The 13,900-nt window shown below is 53.4% G+C and carries 13 protein-coding genes and 1 rRNA gene; 7 read left to right on the top strand and 7 right to left on the bottom strand.

Annotated elements, in window-relative coordinates; translation table 11 throughout:
* Nucleotides 1-30 precede the first annotated feature (30 nt).
* From glnL to A3466_RS23025, 3 genes are all read left to right on the top strand, one after another.
* Nucleotides 31-1,080 carry a nitrogen regulation protein NR(II) gene (glnL, locus tag A3466_RS05035; RefSeq protein WP_003861923.1) on the top strand — a complete coding sequence of 350 codons (1,050 nt, stop codon included), beginning with the start codon at nucleotides 31-33 and terminating at the stop codon, nucleotides 1,078-1,080.
* Nucleotides 1,081-1,091: 11 nt separating this feature from the next.
* The gene (gene glnG, locus A3466_RS05030; protein ID WP_063449670.1) at nucleotides 1,092-2,504 is read left to right on the top strand and encodes a nitrogen regulation protein NR(I); all 1,413 of its coding nucleotides are present in this window, start codon (nucleotides 1,092-1,094) and stop codon (nucleotides 2,502-2,504) included.
* A 109-nt stretch (nucleotides 2,505-2,613) separates the two neighbouring features.
* Nucleotides 2,614-2,724 (top strand): YshB family small membrane protein, encoded by a 111-nt coding sequence (locus tag A3466_RS23025; RefSeq protein ID WP_063449669.1) that lies wholly within the window; start codon nucleotides 2,614-2,616, stop codon nucleotides 2,722-2,724.
* A 100-nt stretch (nucleotides 2,725-2,824) separates the two neighbouring features.
* On the opposite strand, the gene hemN is transcribed toward A3466_RS23025, so the two are convergent.
* Both hemN and yihI read right to left on the bottom strand, forming a co-directional pair.
* A complete protein-coding gene (gene hemN / locus A3466_RS05020) occupies nucleotides 2,825-4,198 on the bottom strand; it encodes an oxygen-independent coproporphyrinogen III oxidase (RefSeq protein WP_063449668.1) in 1,374 nt (457 codons plus the stop codon).
* A gap of 188 nt (nucleotides 4,199-4,386) precedes the next feature.
* Nucleotides 4,387-4,902 (bottom strand): Der GTPase-activating protein YihI, encoded by a 516-nt coding sequence (gene yihI / locus A3466_RS05015; protein WP_006808729.1) that lies wholly within the window; start codon nucleotides 4,900-4,902, stop codon nucleotides 4,387-4,389.
* Between the two features lie 579 nt (nucleotides 4,903-5,481).
* On the opposite strand from yihI, the gene yihA reads away from it, so the two are divergent.
* Nucleotides 5,482-6,111, top strand: a complete 630-nt coding sequence (gene yihA, locus A3466_RS05010) for a ribosome biogenesis GTP-binding protein YihA/YsxC (RefSeq protein ID WP_003861913.1) — start codon at nucleotides 5,482-5,484, stop codon at nucleotides 6,109-6,111.
* Between the two features lie 311 nt (nucleotides 6,112-6,422).
* Here the strand turns inward: yihA and polA are convergent, their stop codons facing one another.
* Entirely contained in the window at nucleotides 6,423-9,215 is a 2,793-nt protein-coding gene (polA, locus tag A3466_RS05005) for a DNA polymerase I (protein WP_063449667.1), read from the bottom strand.
* A 439-nt stretch (nucleotides 9,216-9,654) separates the two neighbouring features.
* On the opposite strand from polA, the gene A3466_RS05000 reads away from it, so the two are divergent.
* Entirely contained in the window at nucleotides 9,655-10,563 is a 909-nt protein-coding gene (locus A3466_RS05000; RefSeq protein WP_063449735.1) for an acyltransferase, read from the top strand.
* A 22-nt stretch (nucleotides 10,564-10,585) separates the two neighbouring features.
* On the opposite strand, the gene dsbA is transcribed toward A3466_RS05000, so the two are convergent.
* The 3 genes from dsbA to A3466_RS04985 all read right to left on the bottom strand — a co-directional run bounded on the left by dsbA (nucleotide 10,586) and on the right by A3466_RS04985 (nucleotide 12,568).
* Nucleotides 10,586-11,209 (bottom strand): thiol:disulfide interchange protein DsbA, encoded by a 624-nt coding sequence (gene dsbA, locus A3466_RS04995; protein ID WP_063449666.1) that lies wholly within the window; start codon nucleotides 11,207-11,209, stop codon nucleotides 10,586-10,588.
* 27 nt (nucleotides 11,210-11,236) lie between these two features.
* The gene (locus A3466_RS04990) at nucleotides 11,237-12,223 is read right to left on the bottom strand and encodes a serine/threonine protein kinase (protein WP_063449665.1); all 987 of its coding nucleotides are present in this window, start codon (nucleotides 12,221-12,223) and stop codon (nucleotides 11,237-11,239) included.
* 75 nt (nucleotides 12,224-12,298) lie between these two features.
* The gene (locus tag A3466_RS04985; protein WP_003861904.1) at nucleotides 12,299-12,568 is read right to left on the bottom strand and encodes a YihD family protein; all 270 of its coding nucleotides are present in this window, start codon (nucleotides 12,566-12,568) and stop codon (nucleotides 12,299-12,301) included.
* Nucleotides 12,569-12,636: 68 nt separating this feature from the next.
* On the opposite strand from A3466_RS04985, the gene mobA reads away from it, so the two are divergent.
* Together mobA and mobB are read left to right on the top strand one after the other, a co-directional pair.
* Entirely contained in the window at nucleotides 12,637-13,221 is a 585-nt protein-coding gene (gene mobA / locus A3466_RS04980) for a molybdenum cofactor guanylyltransferase MobA (protein ID WP_063449664.1), read from the top strand.
* Nucleotides 13,218-13,721 (top strand): molybdopterin-guanine dinucleotide biosynthesis protein MobB, encoded by a 504-nt coding sequence (gene mobB / locus A3466_RS04975; protein ID WP_063449663.1) that lies wholly within the window; start codon nucleotides 13,218-13,220, stop codon nucleotides 13,719-13,721. The genes mobA and mobB overlap by 4 nt, the downstream gene beginning before the upstream one ends.
* 100 nt (nucleotides 13,722-13,821) lie before the next feature.
* Here the strand turns inward: mobB and rrf are convergent.
* Nucleotides 13,822-13,900, bottom strand: a 5S ribosomal RNA gene (gene rrf, locus A3466_RS23850); the annotation flags it as partial.

Below are 13,900 nucleotides of genomic sequence, written 5' to 3'. Positions count from 1 at the left end.
AATAGTGCAACTACTCCAGGAGACTGCTGAATGGCAACTGGCACGCTGCCCGATGCTGGGCAGATCCTCAATTCTTTGATTAACAGTATTTTGCTGGTCGACGACGAGCTGGCGGTGCATTACGCCAACCCGGCGGCGCAGCAGTTGCTCGCCCAAAGCGCCCGTAAGCTGTTTGGCACGCCATTGCCGGAACTGCTGAGCTATTTCTCGCTGAATATTGGCCTGATGCAGGAGAGTTTGCAGGCGGGCCAGGGCTTCACCGATAACGAAGTGACGCTGGTGATTGACGGACGCTCGCATATTTTGTCCCTTACCGCCCAGCGCCTGCCGGATGGCATGATTCTGCTGGAAATGGCGCCGATGGATAACCAGCGTCGTCTCAGCCAGGAGCAGCTTCAGCATGCGCAGCAGATTGCGGCGCGCGACCTGGTGCGCGGGCTGGCGCATGAGATTAAAAACCCGCTGGGCGGCTTACGCGGTGCGGCACAGCTCCTGACCAAAGCGCTGCCAGACCCTGCCCTGGCGGAGTATACCAACGTCATTATTGAGCAGGCGGACCGTCTGCGTAATCTGGTCGATCGTCTGCTCGGGCCACAGCAGCCGGGGATGCACGTTTCAGAAAGCATTCACAAAGTTGCGGAGCGAGTGGTGAAACTCGTCTCTATGGAGCTGCCGGATAACGTCACGCTGGTGCGTGATTACGACCCAAGCCTGCCGGAGCTGGCGCACGATCCGGACCAGATTGAACAGGTGCTGTTGAACATTGTGCGTAACGCGTTGCAGGCGCTGGGCCCGGAGGGGGGCGAAATTATTCTGCGTACCCGCACCGCGTTCCAGCTGACGCTGCACGGTGTGCGTTATCGTCTGGCGGCACGTATTGATGTGGAAGATAACGGGCCGGGGATCCCGCCGCATCTTCAGGACACCCTGTTCTACCCGATGGTCAGCGGTCGCGAAGGCGGCACCGGGCTGGGGTTATCCATAGCCCGTAATTTGATTGACCAACACTCCGGCAAAATTGAATTTACCAGTTGGCCGGGACATACCGAGTTTTCGGTTTTCCTGCCGATTAAAAAATAAAGGTGACGTTTATGCAACGAGGGATAGTCTGGGTAGTCGATGACGATAGCTCCATCCGTTGGGTGCTTGAACGCGCGCTCACGGGAGCGGGATTAAGCTGCACGACGTTTGAGAGCGGCAGCGAGGTGCTCGATGCGCTTACCACCAAAACGCCGGACGTGCTGCTCTCGGATATTCGCATGCCGGGAATGGACGGACTGGCGCTCTTAAAGCAGATCAAACAGCGCCACCCCATGCTTCCGGTCATCATAATGACCGCCCACTCCGACCTGGATGCCGCCGTCAGCGCATACCAGCAGGGGGCGTTTGATTACCTGCCAAAACCGTTTGATATCGACGAAGCCGTTGCCCTGGTCGAACGCGCCATCAGCCACTATCAGGAGCAACAGCAGCCCCGCCACGCGCCGGATTTCGGGCCTACGACGGACATCATCGGTGAAGCGCCGGCCATGCAGGACGTGTTTCGCATCATCGGGCGTTTGTCCCGGTCGTCCATCAGCGTATTGATTAACGGTGAATCAGGGACCGGTAAAGAGCTGGTCGCGCACGCCCTGCATCGCCACAGCCCGCGGGCGAAAGCACCCTTTATCGCCCTCAACATGGCGGCGATCCCCAAAGATTTGATTGAATCTGAGCTGTTTGGCCACGAAAAAGGGGCGTTTACCGGCGCGAACACCATACGTCAGGGACGCTTTGAACAGGCCGACGGCGGAACGCTTTTCCTGGATGAAATCGGCGATATGCCGCTGGATGTTCAGACCCGTCTGCTGCGCGTGCTGGCAGATGGTCAGTTTTACCGTGTGGGCGGCTACGCGCCGGTGAAGGTGGACGTGCGTATTATCGCCGCGACGCACCAGAACCTGGAGCTGCGCGTGCAGGAGGGCAAGTTCCGTGAGGATTTATTCCACCGCCTGAACGTGATCCGCGTGCACCTGCCGCCGCTGCGCGAGCGTCGGGAAGATATCCCGCGCCTGGCGCGTCATTTCCTGCAAGTGGCGGCCCGCGAGCTGGGCGTGGAAGCCAAGCAGCTTCACCCCGAAACGGATGCCGCCCTCACCCGTCTGGCGTGGCCAGGCAACGTGCGTCAGCTGGAAAACACCTGCCGCTGGCTGACCGTGATGGCCGCCGGACAGGAAGTATTGATTCAGGATCTCCCTGCCGAACTGTTTGAAGCCACCGTGCCCGAAAGCAGCACCGGACATGCGCTGCCGGACAGCTGGGCGACGCTGCTGGCGCAGTGGGCCGATCGCGCGCTGCGTTCCGGTCATCAAAATCTGCTTTCCGAAGCGCAGCCTGAGATGGAGCGCACGCTGTTGACTACCGCGCTTCGTCATACTCAGGGCCACAAACAGGAAGCGGCTCGCCTGCTGGGATGGGGTCGAAACACCCTGACGCGCAAGCTGAAAGAGCTGGGTATGGAGTGATCTTTACCGCAGTGTAAAGATGATTAATTGAGCGCAAATTGCCGTTATTTTGCGCTTTACTGTTCCGATGAGTTTTGTATGATCGTGCCCGGAAATTGGGGGGAGCATCATGCTGGAATCATTAGTGACTATGCTTTCGAGCGGAGCAGCGGAAAGCCACACGCCACAAACTGCCGTTGCGGCGGTGCTGTGTGCGGCGCTGGTTGGGCTGTTTAGCTAGCGAGCTGTCGATGAAAAACCGGGTGGCGGCTTTGCCTTACCCGGCCTACATAAGTGCGAGATGTAGGCCGGGTAAGCGAAGCGCCACCCGGCATTGCAGCTCAAATCACCCGCGAGAACTGCTGCATACGCGCTTTCTGGCGCAGATAGGCGTCGAAGCACATGCAGATATTACGAATCAACAGACGCCCTTTCGGCGTGACCTCAATCGCGCTTTCCGACACATCCACCAGCCCGTCTTTCGCCAACGGCGCCAGAAGCTTAAGGTCTTCTGCAAAGTATTCGCTGAAGTACAGATCCCATTGCGACTCCACCTCGCTGAAATCGAGGCGGAAGTTGCAGATCAGCGCCTTAATCACATCACGACGGATGCAGTCGTCGCGCGTTAACGCGATGCCGCGCCACAGCGCGTTGCCGGTTTCGTCTACCTGCTGATAGTACAGCTTCAGTTCTTTCTGGTTCTGGGCGTAGCAGTCGCCAATCATGCTAATGGCGGAGACGCCCATTCCGAGCAGATCGGTATCGCCCTGAGTGGTGTACCCCTGGAAGTTACGGTGGAGAACACCTTCGCGCTGGGCAATCGCCAGCTCGTCGTCCGGACGGGCAAAGTGATCCATACCGATAAACTGATAGCCGGTTTCGGTCAGCGAGGCGATGGTCTCCTGCAAAATGTCCAGCTTCTGCTGGGCGGAGGGCAGATCCGCATCTTTGATTTTGCGCTGAGCGGCGAACAGCGTCGGCAGGTGCGCATAGTTAAAGACGCTCAGGCGGTCCGGGTTCAGCTCAGCCACGCGTTTAAGCGTGAAGGCAAAGCTTTCCGGCGTCTGCTTCGGCAGGCCGTAAATCAGGTCGATGTTCGTTGAGGTAAAGCCGATTTCACGCGCATGGTTGAGTAAGGCAAAGATAAACGCTTCGTCCTGCTCGCGGTTGACCAGGCGCTGTACTTCTTTGTTGAAGTCCTGCACGCCCATGCTCAGGCGGTTGAAGCCCTCGGCGCGTAAATGATCGAGCACATCCAGCTCGATTTCACGCGGATCGACCTCGATCGAGATTTCAGCGTCGTTGAGGAAGCTGAAATTCTCGCGCAGCAGCGTCATCAGGCGGCTAATTTGCGCTTTATTCAGATAGGTTGGCGTACCGCCGCCCCAGTGAAGCTGGCTGACGTGGCGCCCGGAAAACAGCGGTGCGCGGTGCAGGATTTCCTGCTCTAGCGCATCGAGGTATTGGTCAGCTTTGTGCTGCTGGCGGGTAACGATTTTATTGCAACCGCAGAAGTAGCAAAGCTTGTGGCAGAACGGAATATGGACGTAGAGCGACAGCGGGCGATCGGGGTAGCGCGCGACAGCCTGCTGAAAATCCGCCTCGCCGAAAGCGTCAGAGAACTCCAGCGCGGTGGGGTATGAAGTATAACGCGGCCCGGAATAGTTATATTTCTGGATCAGGGCCAAATCCCAGTCGATAGATGGTACAGACATGCTCACTCCTTCCGTTGGTGTCGCGTTCGTATACGGCGGCCCGTTCTGGTCCCGTTGCGGGCCATCATTCGGGTGCGCAGCCACTTCTGTCGCCGCGACAACCGCCGTAGTTTAACGAATAACCACACCAGATAACATATAACCGGAAGGGTTATAAGCAGGACGAGTGTACCTGCCGGGTGCAAATGTTAGTTTCCACCTTTCAGCAAACGCATCATATCTTCCTGCTTTTCGTCTTCCTCTTCGTCTTCTTCATCATCGTAGGACAGACCCAGCTTTTGCATCAGTTCATCAATGCGGTCCAGTTTGGCGTCCACCCAGGACTGCTCTTCGGCGGTCAGGGTTTCACCCTCTTCAAGACGTTCCAGCAGCGCGTCCAGGCGCTCATCGTTCTCCAGCATATCCAGCTCAGCCTGCGGTGAAAGCATAGGTTTCTCGCTCTTTGGTTTGTGCTGCTTAGTGACCGGCGTGTCTGTCACGCCCAGTGGAATGGGAGTTTTACTGCCGATACGAGGATCTTTCTGCTGTTTGCCTTTTGCAGAAGCGCCTGCGGCACCGCCACCGTTAGCACGGCTACCCGAAGCATGGCCACGGTGTTTTTTATCGCGTTTGCGATCGCGCGCTTCCTGATTCAGTTCTTCGCGCGTTTTGCGGCGTGCTTTTGCAGGGCGTTTCGCGCCCGCAGCGGAGGTCGGTTTTTTCATGATGTTTATCTTTAAGTCGTTTTCTTCAGTATAGAATTGCGGCGAAATCTAGCAGAAAGCAAGCAAAGAAAAAAGGCGACAGAGCAATCTGTCGCCTTTTTTCCTGACTCACAACCCTTAACGGGTCAGACATTCCGTGTTTGCCTACAACAAACCCTGTTTATCCCTTGGCTACTACCGTCCGTGATACGGTTCCGTTTCCTGTTAAAAACGCCTCCAGGCGCCGGTCGTCCTGACAATCCTTAGTCTTCGCCTCCTGGCGCTCCTGACCCTTATCCTTAAGTCGTTATCCTGCTGGCATCCTCGCCTTGACGCACACTTTACCTTTTTCTCTTAAACTAACAAGCAATGAAAAGGTACAAAACCGGATTTTCAGATAATTACTCATTATTAACTCTTTGAATTTTAATGTTTTGATTTTTTTAGTGCCTGCGATTTCTCTTAAATTTCTCATACACATAAAGGCAGATCTCTCACATGCCGTAGGGTCTTTACTTACAGCTCAATGACGATGGGAAAAGCCTTTTGCCCGCATTCAGGTATAATCCCCCGCAGATTACGATTTTTGGAGACGACCACGTGACTACCTGGAACTACCAACAGACGCATTTTGTCACCAGTGCGCCCGATATTCGCCACCTGCCCTCAGACACAGGGATTGAAGTGGCATTTGCTGGCCGCTCCAATGCGGGAAAATCCAGCGCCCTGAATACGCTGACCAATCAAAAAAACCTGGCGCGTACCTCAAAAACACCTGGCCGTACTCAGCTGATTAACCTGTTTGAAGTGGCTGAAGGCAAACGCCTGGTCGACTTACCGGGCTACGGTTACGCGCAGGTTCCGGAAGAGATGAAGATCAAATGGCAGCGTGCGCTGGGTGAATACCTGGAAAAACGCATGTGTCTGAAAGGTCTGGTGGTGCTGATGGATATTCGACACCCGCTAAAAGATCTCGACCAGCAGATGATTGACTGGGCGGTGGCAAGCGATATTGCGGTGCTGGTGCTGCTGACAAAAGCGGATAAGCTGGCGAGCGGCGCGCGCAAGGCGCAGGTGAACAAGGTTCGTGAGGCGGTGCTGGCATTCAACGGTGATGTGCAGGTTGAACCGTTCTCCTCGCTGAAAAAGCAGGGCGTGGACAAACTGCGGCAGAAGCTCGATAGCTGGTTTAACGACCTGGAACCGGCGACAGAAGCAGAAGCAGAGTAACAACAGGCGCGGCGATGACCGCGTTTTTTTCGCCCGAAACTTTCCTTGCCGCAATAAAAAACGCCCCAGTCATTACTGACTGGGGCGGCTAAAATATTCAGCCAAATCCGATTACGTGAAGTAAAAGGTCTGAAAGATAGAACATCTTACCTCTGTACCCTACATCGCTAACTCTACTCTTTTTTTATCGCTGGAAAAAGCACTTTTTGTAGTTTTTTTTCATTCTTTACATAGGGAATTCTAATGATCGTCACAAAATGCGCGTTCTTATGTTGCTTACTTACATAAAACGCGCGTTGTTCCGTGAACCTTTAGTGAGCCTGATCCCAGTTTTCGCCGCTGCCTACTTCCACCAGCAACGGAACGTCCAGCTTCATGCTGTTTTCCATCAGTTCATGGATTTTCTGTGAGACCGTATCCAGGTCGTCTTTATGAACTTCAAATACCAGTTCATCGTGTACCTGCATGATCATTTTTACGCGCGGTTTCTCTTTTTCCAGCCAGGCATCAACGGCGATCATCGCACGTTTAATGATGTCTGCGGCCGTGCCCTGCATCGGGGCGTTGATCGCAGCACGTTCAGCACCCGCGCGGCGCGCGGCGTTGCTGGATTTGATGTCCGGAAGGTAGAGACGACGACCGTCCAGCGTTTCAACGTAGCCTTTCTCTTTCGCCTGCGCGCGGGTGCGCTCCATATATTCCAGCACGCCCGGATACCGCTCGAAGTAGAGATCCATATACTTCTGCGACTCTTTACGCGGAATGTTGAGCTGACGTGAAAGGCCAAAGGCGCTCATGCCGTAAATCAGACCAAAATTGATCGCTTTTGCGCTACGACGCTGTTCGTTCGTCACGCTCTCCAGCGGCAGCCCAAACACTTCGGCAGCGGTTGCCCGGTGGATGTCTTTCCCTTCGGCAAACGCCGTCAGCAGGCCTTTGTCACGCGACAGGTGCGCCATAATGCGCAGTTCGATTTGCGAGTAGTCTGCGGAAACAATCAGATAATCCTCTGGCGCAATGAAAGCCTGGCGAATACGGCGGCCCTCTTCATTACGCACCGGAATGTTCTGGAGGTTAGGATCGGTTGATGAAAGGCGCCCGGTCGCCGCCACGGCCTGATGATAAGAGGTGTGTACGCGGCCCGTTTTCGGATTGATCATCAGCGGCAGTTTGTCGGTATAGGTCGATTTCAGCTTCGCCAGACCACGGTATTGCAGAATAACTTTTGGCAGCGGGTAGTCCAGCGCCAGCTCTTCCAGCACCTCTTCAGAGGTTGAAGGAGCGCCACCCGGGGTTTTCTTCAGCGGCTTGATACCCTGTTTTTCAAACAGGATGGTTTGCAGCTGTTTCGGAGAGGACAGGTTGAACGCCTCGCCCGCCAGCTCATGCGCTTTCTGTTCCAGCTCGGTCAGTCGCTGCGCCAGCTCGCCAGAGTGGTTATGCAGCACGGTTGGGTCGATTTTAACGCCGTTACGCTCAATGCGGGACAGCACCGGCACCAGCGGCATCTCAATGTTCTGGAACACATTCAGCGGCCCTTCGTGCTTCTGCAATTTTGGCCACATTTTAAGGTGCAGCTGTAGCGTGACGTCAGCGTCTTCCGCAGCGTAGCGGCCAGCTTCTTCCAGTGCAATCTGGTTAAAGGTCAGCTGATTTTTACCCTTACCGGCAATTTCTTCAAAGGTGATGGTTTTGTGCTTCAGCCAACGGTCAGATAAGGAGTCCATATCATGGCGGCCCGCCACGCTGTCCAGAATGTAGGATTCCAGCATGGTGTCAAAAGCGATACCACGCAGCTCAATGCCGTAGTTTTGCAGAATGCCGCGGTCGTACTTCAGGTTTTGCCCCACCTTCAGCGCTTTCTCGTCTTCCAGAATCGGCTTCAGCAGTTCTAAGGCTCGCTCGCGGGAGATTTGATCCGGCGCATCCAGATAGTCGTGCGCTACCGGAACGTAGGCTGCAATACCCGGCTCCGTTGCGAAGGACAGGCCCACCATATTGGCAGAAATATTATCGAGGCTGTCCGTTTCGGTATCGAAAGCAAATACGGGTGCTTTTTTCAGCTTTTCAATCCAGGCGACGAGCTGTGATTCCTCAAGGAGGGTTTCATAGTTGTCGAAGGAGAGCGCTGCCGCCTCTTCTTCATCCAGCTCTTCAGCATCAACGACGAGGGGCTCTTTCGGCTTCGCGGCAGGTTTTGCCCCTTTCGCCTGAAGCCATTTCCCGGCTTCGACATCCGTGGTCCAGCGTTTAAATTCGTATTTTCTGAACAGGCCAAGCAGTTCGTCTGCGGCGGGTTCCTGTACTTCAAGCTGCTCGCAGGTAAGCTCCAGTTCTACGTCGGTTTTGATGGTGGCCAGCTGATAGGAGAGATAAGCCACCTCTTTGTTATCGGCGAGCTTTCCGGCCATGGTTTTTGCGCCACGGAAGGTCAGTCCGGCAATTTTGTCGGACTGTGCGTACAGCGTATCCAGCCCACCCAGCCCTTGCAGCAGCGCCTGAGCCGTTTTTTCGCCCACGCCCGGCACGCCAGGAATGTTATCTGAGGAATCCCCCATCAGGGCGAGGAAATCAATAATGAGTTCTGGCGGCACGCCATATTTGGCGACAACTTCTTCCGGGCCAAGAATGGTATTGGTCATGGTGTTGATCAGCGTGATCCCTGGCGTTACCAGCTGCGCCATATCTTTATCACCGGTGCTGATCAGGACCGGGCGGCCAGCTTTTTCCGCTTCGCGCGCCAGAGTACCTATTACGTCATCAGCTTCAACACCTGAGACCGCCAGCAACGGCAGCCCCATCGCTTTTACCATAGCGTGCAGCGGTTCAATCTGCGCACGCAGATCGTCAGGCATGGGAGGACGGTGAGATTTGTAATGCTCAAATAATTCATCGCGGAAGGTTTTACCCTTCGCATCAAACACCACGGCCGCATGGGTTGGGTGATATTGCAGAATGAGGCTGCGTAGCATATTCAGCACGCCGTACATTGCGCCGGTAGGTTCCCCTGCGCTGTTGGTCAGAGGAGGAAACGCATGATACGCCCGATACAGGTAAGAAGAGCCATCGACGAGTATAAGTGGGTTTTCTGGGATCTGAACCATAATGTCCGTGCCTGTTATGAATTTATGGGTAAAGGATGCCACAGAAGGATGAAAACATCAGGTTTTAGCGCTTTATACAGGAAAAGATTTTGCGATCGTGAAGATCGCTCGCAAAATCAAACTGTGGATAAGTTTGTGCATATTTTTAATACTGGTGAATAACAGTTCTATAAAACTGATGGCGTAAACTTATTTATTTAATAAAAACAATCGGTTGAATTGAGATCACTTAAGATCCCTTCCCACTGGTGTTTATTTAGTCTATGTGGATATAAGCCTTAAGCACCGTGTCTATATAGAGAATTTTGCTGTATGACAGGAAAAGCAGCAGCCTCTTCGTGTGAAAGCGCCCTGGTCTGGGCATATTTCTGATAAGATCGGCGCCCAGCACCGGATAGCCGGCTGCTCAATTACAGCTAACTATCTGAAAATAATCATTATGTCGAGACTTCTCGCTGCGATAACTTTATTGCTAAGCGTTATATTAACTATTCTGGTTACCATTGCCTGTTCTGTGCCAATCATCGTTGCCGGAATAATTAAGCTCCTGCTGCCCGTCCCTCCGGTATGGCGCGCAGTGTCTGCTTTTTGTAATTTTATGATGTACTGCTGGTGTGAAGGGCTGGCGATCCTGTTGTATCTGAACCCCCGGCTGAAGTGGGACGTTCAGGGCCTGGAGAAGCTGAACAAAAAGCACTGGTATCTGCTGATCTGCAATCACCACAGCTGGGCCGACATCGTTGTATTGTGTGTGCTGTTTCGCAAACATATCCCGATGAATAAGTACTTCCTGAAGCAACAGCTGGCCTGGGTGCCCTTCATTGGTTTGGCCTGCTGGGCGCTGGATATGCCGTTTATGAAACGCTATTCACGCAGCTATTTAATTCGTCATCCGGAACGCCGCGGTAAGGATGTGGAAACCACACGCCGTTCTTGCGAGAAGTTTCGCGCGCATCCCACCACTATCGTTAACTTCGTCGAAGGGTCACGCTTTACCGAAGAGAAGCGACAGCAGACGCGCTCTCCCTATCAGAATCTATTGCCGCCAAAGGCCGCGGGTATCGCAATGGCGCTCAACGTGCTGGGCGAGCAGTTTGATAAGTTGCTGAACGTAACGCTCTGCTATCCGGAAAACGACAGGACGCCGTTTTACGATATGCTCAGCGGCAGGCTGACACGTATCGTAGTCCGCGTTGATCTGGTGCCCGTAGACACGGCGCTGCACGGTGATTACGTAAACGATAAGAATTTCAAACGTCGTTTCCAGCTTTGGCTTAATACACTCTGGAAAGAGAAAGACGAACAGATAGCGAAGATTAAATCTTCATACAAAAACGCCGGTCAATGACCGGCGTTTTTCTTTATGTTTGTTACTTCTTCTCAACCAGGTGTTTCACGGTATCAGCGTACTGTTGTACGAAGATATCCATGCTGGTCGTGTCCATACCACGCATATTCACCTGGTATTTGCCGTTAACATACATCGCCGGCACGCCCTGCAACTGGAAGTCCGCGGCAGCTTTTTCCTGCTGTGCCACGAGAGATTTCACCACAAAGCTGTTCCAGGCTGCGTCGTAGTCTTCCCCTTTCACGCCGGCATCCACGAACACTTTACGGATATCTGCCGTGGTCTGTACGGTCTGGGTTTTCTGTACGGCTTCAAACATTGGCGCGGTGATCTTATCTTCCACACCGAGCGCGATCGCCACCGCCCACGCCTGAGTCAGGTCTTTACCCAATGGGCCAAGGAACTCAACGTGGTATTTCGTCATTTTGGTGCCTTCCGGCAGCTTTTTCTTCACGTTGTCAGAAACATGAAGCACCTGCTCAAACTCGTAGCAGTGCGGGCAGTAGAAGGAGAAGAACTCCAGCACCTGAGGCTCGCCAGCAACAGGCTTGTCCAGCGTAATGTACTGCTTGCCGTCGGTAAACTGCGCAGCAGTTGCGCTAAATGCCAGAATCATACCAGCCAGCGCCAGCCAAATTTTTTTCATGATTAACTCTCTCCTGAGTGTGTCCAATTAATACATCGGCGTTAATTGCAAAGGGGGTTCCTGAAGAACCTTAACCTGCTCGGTAAATGTGGATATCTGGCTGCGCCAGTAATCCTCCCCGGTAAGCCAGGGGAAATTTCGGGGAAAAGCCGGGTCTTCCCAACGCCTGATTAACCACGCGAGATAATAAACAAATCGCATCGCACGTAAAGGCTCTATCAAGGCAATTTCGTCTGAATTAAAGGGGCTAAATTCTTCATAAGCTTCAATTATGGTCTCAAGCTGCATGCGCTGCTCGGCTTTATCACCATTGAGCAACATCCACAGATCCTGAACCGCGGGCCCCATACGTGCGTCATCGAGATCGACAAACAGGGGGTCATCACGCCAGAGAATATTCCCGGCGTGGCAATCACCGTGCAGGCGCAGAGCGGTAATATCATCCCGCCAGCAGGTTCTTACTGCATTAATAAGCTTATCGGTCGCCGTAAGAAATTTATCCTTAAGCGCCTTCGGGATCAGCGCCGATGTTTCGAATACCTGTCGCGGCTCAATAAGGTATTCCTGAACACCAATCGTCGGACGGGCAACAAACGGTTTTTTGCGTCCCGTCTGATGAATGCGCCCCAGATAGCGGGCGACCCATTCCATCTGATCGATATTATCCGCCTCAAACTGTCTTCCGCCCAGGCTCGGAAATATCGCGTAGTAAAAGCCCTGATGGCTCAGCAGCGTTTGGTTATTGAATGTGATCGGTGCCGCAACGGGAACATCGTCATCCAGCAGATCGTGGGCAAACTGATGCTCTTCCTGAATTTGTTCTGCGGACCAGCGCTGCGGACGATAGAACTTTACGACAAAGCGCTGGCGCTCTTCGTCCTGGAATTGATAGACGCGGTTTTCGTAGCTGTTTAAAGGGGTTAACCCGGAATCCACCCGAATACCCTGCTCGAACAGCGCATCCACAATGGTATCCGGGTGTAATGTCTGGAAAGTAAAAGCCTGGTCGTTCATCCGATCATCCGGAAATTATACGAATGATTCAGGATATCATCTTGTAGCGATTTCGGTGGCTCCGCTTACAAGCTTTTACTCTTTAATTACGCCTCGGGCGCGCAGTAATGCGGTTTTAAAATCCTCTTCATAATCTTTCTGAATACCAGGGATTACAGCATCTTTAGCCGAGTCACGCATTTTGAGGTGGTAGATCAGGATATCGTCAGAAAGGTCTGCCAGTTCACCATCAAAACCTGACTCTTTCGCCAGTTTCTGTAAAAATTGCATCAGATTCAGCTCTGGCTCTTTTTGCCAGGCCGGCTGGAGAAGCTCAATGACTTCATTAAGACGTTTACATTTCATGGTAGTGCTCCTTTCATTTAGAGAGACACGTTAGCAGGGTCAATCCCACAATAAAAGAGGCGATATTCGTGAATCAATGCCAGCAAATCATCGGGGTCGTTCTGGCCGGGGGCCGGGCAACGCGAATGGGCGGAAAAGATAAAGGTCTTCAGCTCCTGAACAATACCCCCTTGTGGCAGCATGTTGCTGATACGCTGGCAAATCAGGTGTCGTCGATGGCGATCAGCGCTAACCGGCATATCGATATTTATCAGCGCAGTGGATATCCGGTTTATCAGGATAACCTGGTGGACTACCCCGGCCCGCTGGCGGGAATGCTTTCCGTTATGCAGCAGTCACACGGAGAGTGGTTTCTCTTTTGTTCATGTGATACGCCCTTCATCCCGTCCTGTCTGGCTGAACGTCTGGTGCAGCGGCGCGATGGTGCTCCCGTCGTCTGGGTGCACGACGGTGAACGCGACCATCCAACGATCGCATTGATTCACCGCGCGTTAATCCCCGCACTGGACGCTTATCTGGATTCAGGAGAGCGACGCGTAATGGTATTTATGCGCCAGTCAGGGGGGCACGCCGTTGATTTTAGCGACATGAAATCGGCGTTTGTAAATGTAAACACGACGGAAGATTTGCAGATGATGCAGGAGAAGAAATGATACCCGTTTTAGCGATCTCTGCCTGGAGCGGCACCGGGAAAACTACGCTGCTAAAAAAACTGATACCTGCACTTTGCGCTAAAGGCATTCGCCCCGGACTGATTAAGCACACGCACCATAACATGGACGTCGATAAGCCGGGGAAAGATAGCTATGAGCTGCGTAAGGCTGGCGCTGCGCAAACGATGGTGGCGAGTCACCAGCGCTGGGCGTTAATGACAGAAACCCCAGATGAAGCCCCGCTGGATCTCGCTTATCTTGTCAGTCGGATGGATCACTCCACGCTGGATCTGGTGCTGGTTGAGGGGTTCAAGCATGAGGCTGTTGCGAAGATCCTGCTGTTCAGAAGCGATGCCGGGCATGACGTAAGTGAGTTAACGCTGGATGAGCATGTTATTGCCGTAGCCAGTGACGTTGCGTTGTCGCTGGACGTACCGGTTCTGGATTTGAATAATGTGAACGGGATTGCTGAGTTTATTGTGGAGTGGTGTGCAGTCTGAGATCTGCCAGGTGACGGCTTCGCCTTACCTGGCCTACATTTTTTTCGACGTATAAACGCAAAAAGGCCATCCGCAAGGATGGCCTTTTCACTTGTTTGATGCCTGGCAGTTCCCTACTCTCACATGGGGAGACCCCACACTACCATCGGCGCTACGGCGTTTCACTTCTGAGTTCGGCA

The sequence above is a fragment of the Enterobacter genomosp. S genome, from assembly GCF_001631805.1.
Classification (GTDB): Bacteria; Pseudomonadota; Gammaproteobacteria; order Enterobacterales; family Enterobacteriaceae; genus Enterobacter; species Enterobacter quasihormaechei.
This window is presented reverse-complemented; position numbering and strand designations above follow the sequence as displayed.

Excerpts from the sequence above, each read along its gene's own strand:
- glnL (WP_003861923.1), top strand. The coding sequence starts at position 31 with ATGGCAACTGGCACGCTGCCCGATGCTGGGCAGATCCTCAATTCTTTG.
- glnG (WP_063449670.1), top strand. The coding sequence starts at position 1,092 with ATGCAACGAGGGATAGTCTGGGTAGTCGATGACGATAGCTCCATCCGT.
- A3466_RS23025 (WP_063449669.1), top strand. The coding sequence starts at position 2,614 with ATGCTGGAATCATTAGTGACTATGCTTTCGAGCGGAGCAGCGGAAAGC.
- hemN (WP_063449668.1), bottom strand. The coding sequence starts at position 4,198 with ATGTCTGTACCATCTATCGACTGGGATTTGGCCCTGATCCAGAAATAT.
- yihI (WP_006808729.1), bottom strand. The coding sequence starts at position 4,902 with ATGAAAAAACCGACCTCCGCTGCGGGCGCGAAACGCCCTGCAAAAGCA.
- polA (WP_063449667.1), bottom strand. The coding sequence starts at position 9,215 with ATGGTTCAGATCCCAGAAAACCCACTTATACTCGTCGATGGCTCTTCT.
- A3466_RS05000 (WP_063449735.1), top strand. The coding sequence starts at position 9,655 with ATGTCGAGACTTCTCGCTGCGATAACTTTATTGCTAAGCGTTATATTA.
- dsbA (WP_063449666.1), bottom strand. The coding sequence starts at position 11,209 with ATGAAAAAAATTTGGCTGGCGCTGGCTGGTATGATTCTGGCATTTAGC.
- A3466_RS04990 (WP_063449665.1), bottom strand. The coding sequence starts at position 12,223 with ATGAACGACCAGGCTTTTACTTTCCAGACATTACACCCGGATACCATT.
- A3466_RS04985 (WP_003861904.1), bottom strand. The coding sequence starts at position 12,568 with ATGAAATGTAAACGTCTTAATGAAGTCATTGAGCTTCTCCAGCCGGCC.
- mobB (WP_063449663.1), top strand. The coding sequence starts at position 13,218 with ATGATACCCGTTTTAGCGATCTCTGCCTGGAGCGGCACCGGGAAAACT.